13 protein-coding genes are annotated in these 15,556 nt (G+C 70.0%); 10 read left to right on the top strand and 3 right to left on the bottom strand.

Features of this window, described 5'->3' with window-relative positions; genetic code table 11:
• The first annotated feature begins 105 nt into the window (after positions 1 to 105).
• The 8 genes from OG246_RS15795 (at position 106) to OG246_RS15760 (ending at position 9,518) form a co-directional block, all read left to right on the top strand.
• Entirely contained in the window at positions 106 to 1,122 is a 1,017-nt protein-coding gene (locus OG246_RS15795) for a LacI family DNA-binding transcriptional regulator (RefSeq protein WP_266461883.1), read from the top strand.
• Positions 1,123 to 1,184: 62 nt separating this feature from the next.
• Entirely contained in the window at positions 1,185 to 2,708 is a 1,524-nt protein-coding gene (locus OG246_RS15790) for a sugar ABC transporter ATP-binding protein (RefSeq protein ID WP_266464226.1), read from the top strand.
• Entirely contained in the window at positions 2,698 to 4,644 is a 1,947-nt protein-coding gene (locus OG246_RS15785) for a substrate-binding domain-containing protein (protein ID WP_266461880.1), read from the top strand. Before OG246_RS15790 ends, OG246_RS15785 begins: the two co-directional genes overlap by 11 nt.
• A 100-nt stretch (positions 4,645 to 4,744) precedes the next feature.
• The gene (locus OG246_RS15780) at positions 4,745 to 5,647 is read left to right on the top strand and encodes a ribokinase (protein ID WP_266461877.1); all 903 of its coding nucleotides are present in this window, start codon (positions 4,745 to 4,747) and stop codon (positions 5,645 to 5,647) included.
• Positions 5,644 to 6,033, top strand: coding sequence for a D-ribose pyranase (gene rbsD, locus OG246_RS15775; protein WP_266461874.1), 390 nt, complete (start codon positions 5,644 to 5,646; stop codon positions 6,031 to 6,033). The genes OG246_RS15780 and rbsD overlap by 4 nt, the downstream gene beginning before the upstream one ends.
• A 229-nt stretch (positions 6,034 to 6,262) precedes the next feature.
• The gene (locus OG246_RS15770) at positions 6,263 to 6,643 is read left to right on the top strand and encodes a DUF937 domain-containing protein (protein ID WP_266461871.1); all 381 of its coding nucleotides are present in this window, start codon (positions 6,263 to 6,265) and stop codon (positions 6,641 to 6,643) included.
• A gap of 206 nt (positions 6,644 to 6,849) precedes the next feature.
• Positions 6,850 to 8,352: a subtype B tannase gene (locus OG246_RS15765; RefSeq protein WP_266461868.1), complete on the top strand. Its 1,503-nt coding sequence runs from the start codon at positions 6,850 to 6,852 to the stop codon at positions 8,350 to 8,352.
• Between the two features lie 176 nt (positions 8,353 to 8,528).
• Positions 8,529 to 9,518, top strand: a complete 990-nt coding sequence (locus OG246_RS15760) for a helix-turn-helix domain-containing protein (protein WP_266461865.1) — start codon at positions 8,529 to 8,531, stop codon at positions 9,516 to 9,518.
• 198 nt (positions 9,519 to 9,716) lie between these two features.
• Here OG246_RS15760 and OG246_RS15755 read toward each other — a convergent pair whose 3' ends face one another.
• The 3 genes from OG246_RS15755 to OG246_RS15745 are packed head-to-tail and all read right to left on the bottom strand — an operon-like array spanning position 9,717 to position 12,843.
• The gene (locus OG246_RS15755; protein WP_266464224.1) at positions 9,717 to 10,514 is read right to left on the bottom strand and encodes a sugar phosphate isomerase/epimerase; all 798 of its coding nucleotides are present in this window, start codon (positions 10,512 to 10,514) and stop codon (positions 9,717 to 9,719) included.
• A 26-nt stretch (positions 10,515 to 10,540) separates the two neighbouring features.
• A complete protein-coding gene (locus tag OG246_RS15750) occupies positions 10,541 to 11,695 on the bottom strand; it encodes a dihydrodipicolinate synthase family protein (RefSeq protein ID WP_266461862.1) in 1,155 nt (384 codons plus the stop codon).
• A complete protein-coding gene (locus OG246_RS15745) occupies positions 11,692 to 12,843 on the bottom strand; it encodes a Gfo/Idh/MocA family protein (RefSeq protein ID WP_266461860.1) in 1,152 nt (383 codons plus the stop codon). Before OG246_RS15745 ends, OG246_RS15750 begins: the two co-directional genes overlap by 4 nt.
• 302 nt (positions 12,844 to 13,145) lie before the next feature.
• Between OG246_RS15745 and OG246_RS15740 the strand changes: the two genes are divergently transcribed.
• A complete protein-coding gene (locus OG246_RS15740) occupies positions 13,146 to 14,195 on the top strand; it encodes a LacI family DNA-binding transcriptional regulator (RefSeq protein WP_266461858.1) in 1,050 nt (349 codons plus the stop codon).
• A 312-nt stretch (positions 14,196 to 14,507) separates the two neighbouring features.
• Entirely contained in the window at positions 14,508 to 15,542 is a 1,035-nt protein-coding gene (locus tag OG246_RS15735) for a S9 family peptidase (RefSeq protein ID WP_266461856.1), read from the top strand.
• The last annotated feature ends 14 nt before the right edge of the window (positions 15,543 to 15,556 follow it).

Below are 15,556 nucleotides of genomic sequence, written 5' to 3'. Positions count from 1 at the left end.
CGCTCCGACCTCCTTCATCACGATCCGGTCTCGGGGTCTTGTCAACTCGCGTGTAATCGATTCCAATCCTCCATGTAATCGATTCCACGAGGAGGTGGATCGGCGATGGCGAGCATCAAGGACGTTGCTGCCGAGGCCGGCGTGTCCGTCGCCACGGTCTCGCGGGTCCTGAACGACCATCCGTCGGTCAGTACCGACGCACGCAGCCGCGTGCTGGCCGCCGTGAAGACTCTGGGCTACCGCCCGAACGCCGTCGCCCGCTCCCTGCGCACCGACCAGACCCGCACCCTCGGCCTGGTCATCAGCGACGTGATGAACCCGTACTTCACCGAGCTGGCCCGCTCCGTCGAGGAGGAGGCCCGCGCCCTCGGCTACAGCGTGATCATCGGAAACGCCGACGAGCGGCCCGACCTTCAGGACCACCACGTACGGACCCTGCTGGACCGGCGCATCGACGGTCTGCTCGTCTCCCCCACCGACGGCGGCTCCCCCGGAATGCTGGACGCCGCGCGCGCGGGGACCCCGATGGTCTTCGTGGACCGCTGGATCCCGGGTCTGGACGTGCCTGTCGTACGGGCCGACGGGCGCGCGGCGATACGCGATCTCGTCGCCCATCTGCACGGGCTCGGCCACCGCAGGCTCGCCATCATCGCGGGCCCGGCGGCGACCACCACCGGCAGCGAGCGGGTCGAGGCCTTCAGGGAGGCCATGGCCGAGTACGGGCTGCCCCTCCCCGACGCCTACATAGGGCAGGGCGATTTCCAGGCCGAGAGCGGACGCCGGGCCACCGAGCGGTTCCTCTCACTTCCCGAGCCGCCCGAAGTCGTCTTCGCCGCCGACAACCTGATGGCGCTCGGCGCGCTGGACGCCATCCGCGCGCGCGGGATGCGGGTTCCCGAGGACATCGCGCTCGCCGCGTTCGACGACATCCCGTGGTTCGTGCACACCGATCCGCCGATCACCGCGATCGCCCAGCCGACGGGCGAGCTGGGCCGGGCCGCCGTACGCGCCCTGGTCGACCGCATCGAGGGGCGGCCCCCGCAGTCCGTCACCCTCCCCGCCCGTCTCGTCGTACGCGCCTCGTGCGGCGAGGCCACTGCCACAGAGAGGAGCAACCCGTGAGCCGCCCTGACGAGTTGCCCGGTACGGATTCAGGCGCATCGCCTCGTGCCGATTCAAGCAAGGTGCCTTCTGCCGATTCAGGTGAACTGCTGCGTATCGAGGGCATACGCAAGACCTTCCCCGGCGTCGTCGCGCTCGACAGCGTGGACTTCGATCTGCGCCGGGGCGAGGTGCACGTGCTGCTCGGCGAGAACGGCGCGGGCAAGAGCACCCTCATCAAGATGCTCTCCGGCGCCTACCACCCCGACGCCGGGCGCGTCCTCGTGGACGGCGAGGAGGTCCGCATCCAGGGCGCGCAGGACTCCGAGCGCCTCGGGATCGCGACCATCTACCAGGAGTTCAACCTCGTCCCGGATCTGACGGTCGCCGAGAACATCTTCCTGGGGCGGCAGCCGCGCCGCTTCGGGATGATCGACCGGAAGGCCATGGAGACGGCCGCCGCCACCCTCCTTGAGCGGGTCGGGGTGAACGTGTCCCCCCGCGCGCGGGTGCGTGAACTCGGTATCGCACGTCTCCAGATGGTCGAGATCGCGAAGGCCCTCAGCCTCAACGCCCGCGTGCTGATCATGGACGAGCCGACCGCGGTGCTCACCTCCGAAGAGGTCGAAAACCTCTTCGGCATCGTGCGCCAGCTGCGCGAGGACGGTGTCGGCATCGTCTTCATCACGCACCACCTGGAGGAGATCGCCGCCCTGGGAGACCGTGTCACGGTCATCCGGGACGGCAGGAGCGTCGGCCAGGTGCCCGCGTCCACGCCCGAGGACGAACTAGTACGTCTGATGGTGGGCCGTTCCATCGAGCAGCAGTATCCGCGTGAACGCGCGGACGCCGGGGCCGCGTTGCTGACCGTCCGGGGGCTCACCAGGGACGGTGCGTTCCACGACGTGTCCTTCGAGGTGCGGGCCGGTGAGGTCGTCGGTGTCGCGGGGCTCGTGGGGGCCGGACGTACGGAGGTCGTCCGGGCCGTCTTCGGGGCCGATCCGTACGACAAGGGGTCGGTCGAGGTCGCTGGGGCACGGCTGCCGCGCCACGACGTCCCCGCGGCGATGAGCGCGGGCATCGGGCTCGTTCCCGAGGACCGCAAGGGCCAGGGGCTCGTCCTCGACGCCTCCGTGGAGGAGAACCTCGGGCTCGTGACCATGCGGGCGGCCACCCACGGCGGTCTTGTCGACCTCAAGGGGCAGCGGGTCGCCGCCGCCAGGGTCGCCGAGCAGCTGGGCGTGCGGATGGCGGGACTCGGCCAGCATGTGCGCACCCTGTCCGGCGGCAACCAGCAGAAGGTCGTCATCGGCAAGTGGCTGCTCGCCGACACCAAGGTGCTGATCCTCGACGAGCCGACCCGCGGTATCGACGTGGGCGCCAAGGTCGAGATCTACCAGCTCGTCAACGAACTGACCGCCGCCGGCGCCGCCGTCCTGATGATCTCCAGCGATCTGCCCGAGGTGCTCGGCATGAGCGACCGGGTGCTGGTGATGGCGCAGGGCCGGATCGCGGGCGAACTCTCCGCCGACGAGGCGACGCAGGACTCGGTGATGGCCCTCGCCGTCAGCACGAACACAGAGAAGGAGGCCCCCCGTGGCCACTGACACGCTCAAAAGCACCTCGGGCGCGAGTGGCGCCTCGGCGGTCCGCCGGCTCCTGCTCGACAACGGCGCGCTCACCGCGCTCATCGTCCTCGTCGTCGCGATGTCGGCGCTGTCCGGCGACTTCCTGACGACGGACAACCTGCTCAACATCGGCGTCCAGGCGGCCGTGACCGCCATCCTCGCCTTCGGCGTCACCTTCGTGATCGTCTCGGCGGGCATCGACCTGTCGGTCGGTTCCGTCGCCGCGCTGTCCGCCACCGTCCTTGCCTGGACGGCGACTTCGGAGGGCGTGCCGGTCTGGATCGCGGTGATCCTCGCGATCGCCACCGGCATAGCGTGCGGCCTGGTCAACGGCGTGCTGATCTCGTACGGGAAACTGCCGCCGTTCATCGCGACGCTCGCGATGCTCTCCGTGGGCCGGGGGCTCAGCCTGGTCATCTCGCAGGGCAGCCCGATCGCCTTCCCCGACTCGGTGTCCCACCTCGGTGACACGCTCGGCGGCTGGCTGCCGGTGCCGGTCCTGGTGATGGTCGTGATGGGGCTCATCACCGCCGTGATCCTCGGTCGTACCTACATCGGCCGCTCCATGTACGCGATCGGCGGCAACGAGGAGGCGGCGCGGCTCTCCGGCCTCCGGGTGAAGAAGCAGAAGCTCGCGATCTACGCGCTGTCCGGTCTCTTCGCGGCAGCCGCGGGCATCGTGCTCGCCTCCCGGCTCTCCTCCGCCCAGCCGCAGGCCGCGCAGGGTTACGAGCTCGACGCGATCGCCGCGGTCGTCATCGGCGGCGCCTCCCTCGCGGGCGGTACCGGCAAGGCGTCCGGCACGCTGATCGGCGCGCTGATCCTTGCGGTGCTGCGCAACGGGCTCAACCTCCTTTCCGTGTCGGCCTTCTGGCAGCAGGTCGTCATCGGTGTTGTGATCGCCCTCGCGGTGCTCCTCGACACGGTGCGGCGCAAGGCGGGGGCGACCCCGGTGGCCGCGGGCGCCTCGGGCGGCGGCAGGGGCAAGCAGGCGGCGACGTATGTCATCGCGGCCGTGGTCGCCGCGGCCGTCGTGGGCGCCATGTCCTTCCTGCACACCGGCTCGTCCTCGACGACGCCGAAGGTGGGCCTGTCGCTGTCGACGCTGAACAACCCCTTCTTCGTACAGATCAAGGCGGGTGCGCAGGAGGAGGCGAAGAAGCTCGGCGTGGACCTGACGGTGACGGACGCCCAGAACGACGCGTCCCAGCAGGCCAACCAGTTGCAGAACTTCACCAGCGAGGGCCTCGGGGCGATCATCGTCAACCCGGTGGACTCGGACGCGGCGGGCCCCTCGGTGCGCTCCGCGAACAAGGCCGACATCCCCGTCGTCGGCGTCGACCGGGGCGTGAACAACGCCGACACTGCCGCGCTCGTCGCCTCCGACAACATCGCCGGCGGCAAGCTCGCCGCGAAGACCATGGCCGAGAAGCTGGGCGGCAAGGGCACGATCGCCATCCTCCAGGGCCAGGCGGGCACGTCCGCCAGCCGTGAGCGCGGGGCCGGTTTCACCGAGGGTCTGAAGGACTACCCCGGCATCAAGGTCGTCGCCAAGCAGCCCGCGGACTTCGACCGCACCAAGGGCCTCGACGTCATGACCAACATGCTCCAGGCCCACCCCGACATCCAGGGCGTCTTCGCCGAGAACGACGAGATGGCGCTCGGCGCGGTCAAGGCGCTCGGCTCCAAGGCCGGCAAGTCGGTCTCGGTCATCGGCTTCGACGGCACCCCCGACGGACTGAAGGCCGTCAAGGACGGCACGATGTACGCCTCCGTGGCCCAGCAGCCGACGGAACTCGGGCGGATCGCGGTGGAGAACGCGCTGAAGGCCGTCGAGGGGAAGACGGTCGAGAAGACGGTGATGGTGCCGGTGAAGGTGGTCACGGCTCAGAACGTGGCCGAGTTCAGCGGATGACACCGGTGAGCGTGGACAGCATCAGCGGGTGACCCGTGAGCGGCCGGACAGACAGCGCGTCTGTCCGGCCGCTCAACTGACTTTCCTTGGGAGACAGTTCATGTACGACTACGACCTGCTGGTCGTCGGATCGGCCAACGCGGATCTGGTGATCGGTGTCGAGCGGCGGCCCGCGGCCGGGGAGACGGTCCTCGGCTCCGACCTGACCGTCCACCCGGGCGGCAAGGGCGCGAACCAGGCAGTCGCCGCCGCCCGGCTCGGGGCCCGTACGGTTTTGCTGGCGCGCGTGGGCGACGACGCGTACGGGCGGCTGCTGCTCGACTCGCAGCGGGCGGCCGGTGTCGACACCGTGGGCGTCCTGGTCGGCGGCGCGCCCACCGGGGTCGCGCTGATCACGGTGGATCCGTCCGGGGACAACAGCATCGTGGTCTCGCCCGGCGCGAACGGGCGGCTGATGCCGGAGGACGTCCGCGCGGCGGGGAGCCTGTTCCAGGCCTCCCGGGTGGTCTCGGCGCAGCTGGAGATCCCGTTGGAGACGGTCGTGGAGGTCGTACGGAATCTCGCCGAGGACAGCCGTTTCGTACTCAATCCCTCGCCGCCGAGGCCGCTGCCCCGCGAGGTACTGGCGGCCTGCGACCCGCTGATCGTGAACGAGCACGAGGCACGTGTGCTGATCGGCTCCGGGGCGGGTCCTGAGCCGGAGGACTGGGCGCGGGATCTGCTGGCTTTGGGCCCGAGTTCGGTCGTCATCACGCTGGGCGAGCAGGGCGCGCTGGTGGCCCAGCGGGCCGGGGCCCGGGTCCGGGTGCCGTCCGTGCGGGTCGAGGCCGTGGACACGACCGGGGCGGGCGACTCGTTCACCGCCGCGCTGGCCTGGCGGCTGGGGCGCGGCGAGTCGCTGGCCGAGGCCGCCGGGTACGCCGCCCGGGTCGGGGCCGTCGCGGTCACCCGGCACGGCGCCCAGGAGTCCTTCCCGACCGCCGAGGAAGTGGCCGCACTGTGAAGAAGGCCGGAATTCTGAACCGCCATCTCGCGGGCGCGCTGGCCGAGTTGGGCCACGGGGACGGGGTCCTGGTGTGCGACGCGGGGATGCCGATACCGGCGGGGCCGCGCGTCGTGGACCTGGCGTTCCGGGCCGGGGTGCCGTCGTTCGCCGAGGTGCTCGACGGGCTGCTCGACGAGCTGGTGGTGGAGGGCGCCACGGCCGCACGTGAGGTCCAGGAGGCGAACCCAGACGTGTCGGCGTTGCTGGAGAAGCGCTTCCCGGGCCTGTGGACGGTCTCGCACGAGGAGCTGAAGTCGCTGTCGGCGGGCGCGCGCCTGATCGTCAGGACCGGGGAGGCCCGGCCGTACGCGAATGTGCTGCTGCGGTGCGGGGTCTTCTTTTAGCCGTACCTTCGGTGCGCCAGACCGTTGGCGGGAAAAGCTTCGAGGGAGCCCGGTCCGTCGACCGGGCCCCCTCGGGTTCCCCTCCGCATCAGAACCCCCGCGATCCCCCCAGATCCCCCTCCAGAAGTCCTGATGCCAAGTACGACCCGCCATGTGCGGGGAGGGTTGTACGGACTTCTGAGATTTTTTTGGCGTGCGGGCGAAACGGGGCAGACGTAGCGTTTTCGTCATGAGCGAAGATTCCGGTACGTCCCTGGAGGCCGAGGTCCTCGACGAGCTCGGCGAGGACAGGCTCCAGGAGATCGCGGGCCTGCTGGGAACGGACGGCAGCGAGGCCCGCGAGATGGTCGGAACGACGGTGTCGGCGCTCTCCGGCGAGGTGCGCGAGGCGCCCGTTCCGGAGGAGGAGGCGCCACTTCAGGGCGTGTCGACGCTCGGCGGATTCACCGCCGGCGGCCTCCTGGCCGGTGTGCTGGCCAAGGCGAGCAAGCCGGTCGCGAACGCCGTCGCCAAGAAGACCGGCCTCCCCGCGGCGACCGTCACCCGGGTCGTCGAATTGCTGATCCCGGTGATCCTGACGGTACTGGCGAAGCGGGGCGCGAAGAAATAGCGGCAATCCCCCACCCCCGTAGCTCCGGGGTGGGGCATTGGGCGAGCGCGATCACGCCCGACCGTGGACCCTCCGGGGGCGACGTCCACGCGCGGCCGAAAAGTTGACGAAATTGTTGACGATCTCTGGGTGGGCGCATACCTTCGCATGCGCCGGAAGCGGTTCCTCGCCTTCCGGGCCGCCCCCCAGTGGAGAGAGAAGACGCGATGCAGCGCAGACACATGGTGAAGGTTCTGGCCGCGACGGCCGCCATACCGGCGGTTGTCGGCTCGGCCGGCGGGGCGTGGGCCTCGCCCGCCGCCAAGGTGCAGGGCAAGGCAACCTCGGCAGCGGACCTCTCGGCATCGGACCCCTTGGTGTTCGACCCCGCGACCTACACCACCCTCACCACGTCCGTCACCACTGCCGACGGCGTCAAGGCGGTCACGTACCGCTCCTACAAGGCGATCCCGTATGTCGCCGCCCCGGTCGACGTGACGTACCAGACCCTCAACGTCAGCGTCCCGGTGGAGATCGACGGCGTTGCGGTCGACGCCTCGCACGCGCCGATCCTCTTCAACAACGCGGTCGGCGGCTACATGCCGTCCTCCACGGCCAACAACACCGGCATCGGCCGCGGCACCAACCCGGGCCTGGCGCTGGCGTCCGGCTACGTCGTGGCGGAACCGGGCGCCCGCGGCCGGTCCCTGGTCGACTCCACGGGCGTCTACTACGGCGTCGCCCCGGCGGCGATCGTGGACCTCAAGGCCGCGGTCCGCTACCTCCGCCACAACAAGGGCCGTGTCCCGGGCAACACCGACCGCATCGTCGCCACCGGCGTCAGCGCGGGCGGCGCCCTCACCTCGCTGCTCGGCGCCACCGGCGACAGCCGCCTCTACGACTCCTACCTGAGCGAGTTGGGCGCGGCCGACGCGAGCGACGCCGTCTTCGCCGCCGCCCCGTACTGCCCGATCACAGACCTCGAACACGCCGACATGGCGTACGAGTGGAACTGGGGCACCAACCCGCTCTCCAGTGGCGCGCAGGTCGACCAGGCCCTGTCCAACGAACTGCGGAGCAACTTCGCCGAGTACCAGGCCTCGTTGAAGCTCAAGGGCAAGGGCGGCTTCGGCCGCATCACCGCCCGCAACTATGACGAGTACCTGGTCAGGACGTACCTGGAGCCCTCGGCCACCAAGTACCTGGCCGCTCTGTCCGACGCAGACCGCACCGCCTACCTGGCCGCCCACCCCGGGATCTCCTGGTCCGGCGGCAAGGCGTCCTTCGCCTGGAGCGACTTCCTCACCCACGTGGGCGCCCGGAAGAAGAACGTCCCGTCGTTCGACCTCTTCGACCTGTCCTCCGGCGAGAACAACCTGTTCGGCGTGGACACCACCAAGGCACGGCACTTCACCGAGTGGAGCCTGCGCAAGGCCACCGGCGACGCGGCCGCCCGCCTCGACGCGGACCTGCCCGAGAAGATCGAACTGCTCAACCCGATGCCCTTCATCGAGCGCAAGAACCCGCACCGGGCCCGGAACTGGTTCATCCGCGTCGGCACCAAGGACAGCGACACCTCGCTGACCGTCGTCGGCAACCTCGCCGCGAGCCTGGAGAACCTCGGCGACAACGTCGACACGTACATGTACTGGGACGGCGCGCACGGCGCGAACCAGGACGCGCCCGCCTTCATGACCTGGATCGGCAAGGTCACCGGCTACAGGAAGTGACCCGAGCGGTTCCGATCCGGAAGGCCCGGCGCGCGGGAAGGGCGCCGGGCCTTCCGGATGCGGGGCCTTCCCCCGCGCACCCGGCCGACGTTCACCGAGCGAGGATAAAGTTCCCTCCGCGTTCCCTCCGCGCCGACGGGAGCGCCTGACGGGGGCTTAGGGGGGAACGGGGCGGGATGATCGGGACGGTGTTCCGGAGCGAGGACGTGCCTGCGGAGCACAGGTTCGAGTACTGGCGGGAACTGATCGACCGGACGATCGCGCCGAGCGAGATCAGCAGTGAGTACGCCGCCGACTTCTGGGCGGAGCAGCGGTTGCTGGAGCTGGGGCCGGTGATCGTCTGGCCGACGTCGCTGCTGCCGGCGCGGTTCCGGCGAACCGCGCGGATGATCCGGCAGTCCGACCCCGAGCAGTACCACTTGTCGCTGGTGCTCGGCGGCGAGTTGGGGTTCGACCACGCCGGGCGGAGCGACATGTACGGCCCTCGCGACCTGTGGGTCTCCGACACCTCGCGGCCCTACGACGTGCGGCCGCCGGACGGCCTGGGCCGCCGCACGGTCACCGGGGTGGGCGTGGAGGTCCCCAAGGCACTGCTGCCCGTGTCACCTGACCGGGTACGGGAGTTGCTGGGCAGACGGCTGTCGGCGCAGGAGGGGGTGGGCGCCCTGCTGACGGGGTTCCTCACCGGCCTGGAAAGGGAGTCCAACTCCCTCCAGCCGTCGGACGCGCCGCGCCTGGGCACGGTCGTGCTCGACCTGCTGGCGGCCTGGTTCGCCCAGATGCTGGAGGTGGAGGCCGCTCTCCCGCCGGAGACCCGTCACCGGGCCCTGACCGAACGCATACGCGCGTTCATCCGCCAGAACCTGCACGACCCTGAGCTGACACCGCCCGTGATCGCGGCCGTGCACCACATCTCGCTCAGCTATCTGCACCGCATCTTCCACGAAGAGGTGCGCGGCGAAACGGTCGCGGCCTGGATCCGCAGCCAGCGCCTGGAGGGCGCCCGCCACGACTTGGCGGACCCCGCGCTGCACGCCACCCCGATCCACGCCATCGCCACCCGCTGGGGCCTCCCCCACAGCTCCGGATTCACCCGCGTCTTCCGCACCGCGTACGGGCTCTCGCCCAGGGAGTACCGGTTCCAGGCGCTGGCCGTACGGGAGTAGACGCAACGTCAACCATCTGTGGACCCACTGGCAACGACAGCCACAGGGGTCACCGGGCATCCTGGTCAGGCACGGTGCCCTGACCTCGGTGCTCCATCCCAACCGGGGAGGGATGGAGCACCAGGGCGCTTCCGAGGCTTACCGCGACCCGGACCGCTACTCCACGTGCTCCACTCCGCGTGCTCTACTCGGTGTGCCCTACTCGGCATGCTCCACGAACCGCGCCGCCGTCTCCGCCAACACCTCGCGCCCGTCCCGCGCCCACAACCCTTCGTTGAACAGCTCGACCTCGATGGGACCGGTGTAGCCGGCCGCCTCGACGTACGAACGCCACTCCCGCATGTCGACCGAACCGTCGCCGATCTGACCGCGCCCGTTGAGCACACCCTCGGGCAACGGGGTTGTCCAGTCGGCGAGTTGGAAGGTGTGGATGCGCCCGGAGGCACCCGCGCGGGCGATCTGAGCAGGCGCCGTGTCGTCCCACCAGATGTGGTACGTGTCCACCGTCACGCCGACCTGGTCCGCCGGGAAGCGCTCCGCCAGATCCAGCGCCTGGGCCAGGGTCGACACCACGCACCGGTCCGAGGCGAACATGGGGTGCAGCGGCTCGATGGCCAGGCGTACGCCCCGTTCCGCGGCGTACGGGCCCAACTCCCCCAGCGCGTCGGCGATGCGCTCCCGCGCGCCATGCAGATCCTTGCTGCCCGCCGGCAGTCCACCGGAGACGAGGACCAGCGTGTCCGTGCCGAGCGTGGCCGCCTCGTCGATCGCCGAGCGGTTGTCGGCCAGCGCGGCGGCCCGCTCGGCCGGTTCGATCGCCGTGAGGAAGCCGCCCCGGCACAGGGTCGTCACCGCCAGGCCCGCGTCACGGACCAGCTTGGCGGTCGCGTCGAGCCCGTACGACTGGACGGGTTCACGCCAGAGACCGACTCCGGGGACACCCAACTCCACACAAGCATCGACCAGTTCGGGCATAGACAGCTGCTTCACCGTCATCTGGTTGATGGAGAAACGCGACAGGTTCACTGGGCCACTCCGTACAGGGACAGCATCGTCCTCATCCTCGTCTCGGCCAGCTCCGGGTTCGGGAACAGACCCAGCCCGTCGGCCAGTTCATAGGCACGGGCGAAGTGCGGAAGCGAGCGCGCCGACTGAAGCCCGCCAACCATCGTGAAGTGCTCCTGATGGCCGGCCAGCCACGCCAGGAACACCACACCCGTCTTGTAGAAGCGCGTAGGTGTCTGGAAGAGATGCCGGGACAACTCCACTGTGGGATCGAGGAGTTCGCGGAACCCCTTCACATCACCCGTGTCCAGAACCCGGACCGCCTCCGCCGCCAACGGCCCCAGCGGATCGAAGATGCCGAGCAGGGCGTGACTGAAGCCCTGCTCGTCACCCGCGATCAGTTCGGGGTAGTTGAAGTCGTCCCCGGTGTAACAGCGCACGCCCTGCGGGAGGCGGCGGCGGATGTCGATCTCGCGCCCGGCATCCAGCAACGACACCTTGATGCCGTCCACCTTGTCCGGGTGGGCCGCGATGACCTGAAGGAACACCTCCGTGGCGGCGTCCAGGTCGCTGGACCCCCAGTAGCCCTCAAGGGCCGGGTCGAACATCGGTCCGAGCCAGTGCAGGATCACGGGGTCGGACGACTGCCGGAGCAGATGGCCGTACACCTCCAGATAGTCCTCGGGACCGGAGGCGGCCGCCGCCAGCGCGCGCGAGGCCATCAGGATCGCCTGGGCACCCGATTCCTCGACGAGGGCCAGCTGCTCCTCGTAGGCCTTCCGGATCTCCTCGAGGGAGCCCCCGCCGAGCTGGTCCGTGCCGACACCGCAAGCGATCCGCCCACCGACCGCCTTGGCCTCGGCGGCCGACCGCCGGATCAGCTCCGCCGCGCCGCCCCAGTCGAGGCCCATCCCCCGCTGGGCGGTGTCCATCGCCTCCGCGACACCGAGCCCGTGGGACCACAGGTGACGGCGGAAGGCGAGGGTCGAGTCCCAGTCGACGGCGGCGGGCGAGTCGGGGGACACATCCGCGTACGGATCGGCGACCACATGCGCCGCCGAGAAGACCGTACGAGAGGTGAAGGGCGAGCCGGTCGTGAGGGCAAGGGGCTCGGAGCGCGGGGTGTACGCGCGCAACCCCCCTCCAACTCCTGGCAGTTGAATGGTTCTCACAGCGAGATCTCCGGTACGTCGAAGCGGCGACCCTCGGCCGAGGACTTCAGGCCGAGTTCGGCGAGCTGGACGCCGCGGGCGCCGGCGAGGAGGTCCCAGTGGTAGGGCGCGTCGGCGTAGACGTGCCGGAGGAACAGCTCCCACTGGGCCTTGAAGCCGTTGTCGAACTCGGCGTTGTCGGGGACTTCCTGCCACTGATCCCGGAAGGAGTAGGTGGCCGGGATGTCGGGATTCCAGACCGGCTTGGGCGTCGAACTGCGGTGCTGCACACGACAGTTGCGCAACCCGGCCACAGCCGACCCCTCCGTCCCGTCGACCTGGAACTCCACCAGCTCATCACGATTGACGCGCACGGCCCACGACGAGTTGATCTGGGCGATCGCACCACTCTCCAGCTCGAAGATGCCGTACGCGGAGTCGTCGGCCGTGGCGTCGTACGGCTTGCCCTGCTCGTCCCAGCGCTGCGGGATGTGGGTCGCGGCGATGGCCTGGACGGAGGTGACCCGCCCGAAGAGCTCATGGAGCACGTACTCCCAGTGCGGGAACATGTCGACGACGATGCCGCCGCCGTCCTCGGCGCGGTAGTTCCAGGAGGGCCGCTGGGCGGACTGCCAGTCGCCCTCGAAGACCCAGTAGCCGAACTCCCCGCGGATGGACAGGATCCGACCGAAGAAGCCGCCGTCGATGAGGCGCTTGAGCTTGAGCAGGCCGGGGAGGAAGAGCTTGTCCTGGACCACGCCGTGCTTGATGCCCTTGGCGGCGGCCAGCCGGGCCAGTTCCAGCGCACCGTCGAGCCCCGTGGCCGTCGGCTTCTCCGTGTAGATGTGCTTGCCCGCCGCGATGGCCGCCTTGAGCGACTCCTCGCGGGCGGAGGTGACCTGCGCATCGAAGTAGAGGTCGATGGTCGGGTCGGCCAGAACGGCGTCCAGGTCGGTGGACCACTCCTCGAGGCCGTGCTGCTCGGCGAGCGCCTTGAGCACGTGCTCGCGGCGGCCGACGAGGACGGGTTCGGGCCACAGCACGGTGCCGTCGCCCAGGTCGAGGCCGCCCTGGTCGCGCAGGGCGAGGATCGAGCGGACGAGGTGCTGGCGGTAGCCCATGCGCCCCGTCACGCCGTTCATGGCGATACGCACCGTCTTGCGTGTCACGTCATTCCCTTCGTACGCGGTTTCCGCGCCTCGTACGCCCTCTGAGGAACTGGTGAGCGTGCCAGCAAGCGCTTTCTATCTACGGAGAAGCTAGCCTCTGTCGAGCCCATTGGACAAGACCACACGGGGGACGAGATGTTCGATCGGTCGGACGGGTGGACGCGGAGGGCATGGTCAGGATCGGATGTACCCGGATATGGGGGCCGTACGAACACCCGGATCCCGGGCATTGTGTGCCCGCGCTCCCCTGACGAACAGCACGACGTAGACGACAACGAGTTGCGCGACCGGAGGACGACGAGATGACCGTGACCCTGGCGGACGTGGCGGCGCGTGCGCAGGTCTCGCCCGCGACCGTGTCCCGGGTGCTGAACGGGAACTATCCCGTCGCGGCGTCCACGCGCGAGCGGGTGCTGCGCGCGGTGAACGAGCTGGACTACGTACTGAACGGGCCCGCGAGTTCGCTGGCCGCGGCGACGTCCGACCTCGTCGGAATCCTCGTGAACGACATCGCCGACCCCTTCTTCGGGATCATGGCGGCCGCGATCCAGTCGGAGATCGGGGGCCCGGGGGGCCGCGCGGGCGGAGAACGGCTCGGCGTCGTCTGCAACACGGGCGGCTCCCCGGAACGCGAGCTCACCTACCTCACCCTCCTCCAGCGCCAACGTGCCGCCGCGGTCGTCCTCACCGGCGGGGCGATCGAGGACAGCGCGCACGCCACGGCCGTCGCCGCGAAGCTGCGCAGGCTGGCGGAGGCCGGAACCAAGGTCGTCCTCTGCGGACGGCCGCCCTCGCCCGAGGCTCCCGAGGCGATCGCCCTCACTTTCGACAACCGCGGGGGCGGCTCGCAGCTCACCGAGCATCTGATCGGCCTCGGCCACCGGCGGCTCGGCTACATCGCAGGCCCTGAGGAGCGGACGACGACCCGGCACCGCCTGGAGGGTCACCGGTCCGCGCTCGCCGCGCACGGCATCGAGGACGTTCCGCTGCGCACCGTGCACGGGCGGTACGACCGCCGGTCCGGGTACGAGGCGACACTCGAACTCCTCCGGCGCGACCCGTCGTTGACCGCTGTCGTCGCGGCGAACGACACCGTGGCGCTGGGGGCGTGTGCCGCGCTGCGGGACTCGGGGCTGCGGATTCCCGACGACGTGTCCGTCGCCGGGTTCGATGATCTGCCGTTCAGTATTGACGCGGTGCCTGCGTTGACGACGGTGCGGTTGCCGCTGTCCGAGGCGGGGGCGCGGGCCGGGCGGATCGCCATGGGGCGGGAGGAGCCGCCGCCGGGCGGGATCGCCACGGTGCGGGGGGAGTTGATGGTGCGGGGGTCCACCGGAGGGCCGCGGTTGTAGGTGGGCGTCGGTTTCGGGGGCGCGGGGTTTGAGCGTGCCTTGGGATTGAGCGTGCCTTGGGTTCGGGGTGCCCGGCGTTGGGGCTGAGGTGGGGGTGGGTGCGCTTGCCGGCGCTTGCAGGGTGCCGCTGTGCCCACCCGTGCCGCCCCTAGCGGCACGCATGCCCACAGCGGGGACGGTTGTAGAGCGGGACGCATGCCCACAGCGGGGACGGTTGTAGAGCGGGACGCATGCCCGCAGCCGGGGAGGGGGCGTTGCATGCGGCACGCATGCCCACAGCGGGGGCGGTTCGGTTCGGGGGATACTGGTTCCATGCGGCTGCTTCGGGGTGGTGTCTGTGTCGCCGCCGGGATCGTGCTCGTGGCGGTGGTCGGGTGCACCGGGGGTGATGGCGCCGACCCAGTGCCCACCGAGGTGCCGGCGTCGACCAGTGCCGCCACCAGGACGCCCACTCCCTCCCTCTCCCCCTCCCCTGCCGCCGACCCTGTGTCGATCCCTGGCCTGATCCAGCGCGAGCACACAGGCTCGAACCTCCGACTCCGCTCCGTACTCGCCCGAACCACCGCCTACACCCGATACGCGGTGACGTACGAGGCCAACGGGCTGACGATCTCGGGGATCATGAACATCCCCACGGGCAAGGGGCCCTTCCCAGCCCTCGTGCTGGCGCACGGATACATAGACCCGGACGTCTACACCACCGGCCGCGGTCTGGCCCGGGAACAGGACCTCCTCGCCCGCAACGGCTACGTCGTCCTGCACACCGACTACCGCAACCACGCCACCTCCGACGACGACCCGGACAACGACGTCAACCTCCGCCTCGGATACACCGAGGACGTCATCGGCGCCGTACTGGCCCTGCGCTCGTCCACCCGCCCGGAGATCGACGGCGACCGGATCGGCCTGCTCGGCCGGTCGATGGGCGGCGGAGTCACGTACAACACGCTGGTGGTGGAACCCGGGCTGGTCGACGCGGCCGTGGTGTTCGCACCGGTGAGTTCGCGCCCCGCCGAGAACGTAGACCGTTTCCAGCGCAGCGAAGGCGACCCGATCGTCAACGAGATCGAAGCGACCCACGGCACACCCGAGCAAAACCTGAAGTTCTGGCGGGAGGTCTCCCCCATCACCTACGCAGACCGCCTGACCGAGCCACTCCTGATCCACCACGGCACAGCCGACGACACCTGCCCCATCACCTGGTCGCGCCAGACCACAGCCGCATTCAAGGCGGCGGGCAAGAACGTACAACTCAAGGAGTACGAGGGCGATGCCCACGCCTTCGGCCCCCAGTGGCCGGCCTCCATGGACACGACGATGGCCTTCTTCGCCCAACACCTCCGCTGAGCAGCAGAAGCAGC

It is taken from the genome of Streptomyces sp. NBC_00620 (assembly GCF_026341825.1).
In the GTDB taxonomy this organism is placed as follows: domain Bacteria; phylum Actinomycetota; class Actinomycetes; order Streptomycetales; family Streptomycetaceae; genus Streptomyces.
This window is presented reverse-complemented; position numbering and strand designations above follow the sequence as displayed.

Coding starts and splice junctions, on each gene's coding strand:
- OG246_RS15735 (WP_266461856.1), top strand. CDS start 14,508: ATGCGGCTGCTTCGGGGTGGTGTCTGTGTCGCCGCCGGGATCGTGCTC.
- OG246_RS15740 (WP_266461858.1), top strand. CDS start 13,146: ATGACCGTGACCCTGGCGGACGTGGCGGCGCGTGCGCAGGTCTCGCCC.
- OG246_RS15795 (WP_266461883.1), top strand. CDS start 106: ATGGCGAGCATCAAGGACGTTGCTGCCGAGGCCGGCGTGTCCGTCGCC.
- OG246_RS15780 (WP_266461877.1), top strand. CDS start 4,745: ATGTACGACTACGACCTGCTGGTCGTCGGATCGGCCAACGCGGATCTG.
- OG246_RS15770 (WP_266461871.1), top strand. CDS start 6,263: ATGAGCGAAGATTCCGGTACGTCCCTGGAGGCCGAGGTCCTCGACGAG.
- OG246_RS15765 (WP_266461868.1), top strand. CDS start 6,850: ATGCAGCGCAGACACATGGTGAAGGTTCTGGCCGCGACGGCCGCCATA.
- OG246_RS15760 (WP_266461865.1), top strand. CDS start 8,529: ATGATCGGGACGGTGTTCCGGAGCGAGGACGTGCCTGCGGAGCACAGG.
- OG246_RS15755 (WP_266464224.1), bottom strand. CDS start 10,514: ATGACGGTGAAGCAGCTGTCTATGCCCGAACTGGTCGATGCTTGTGTG.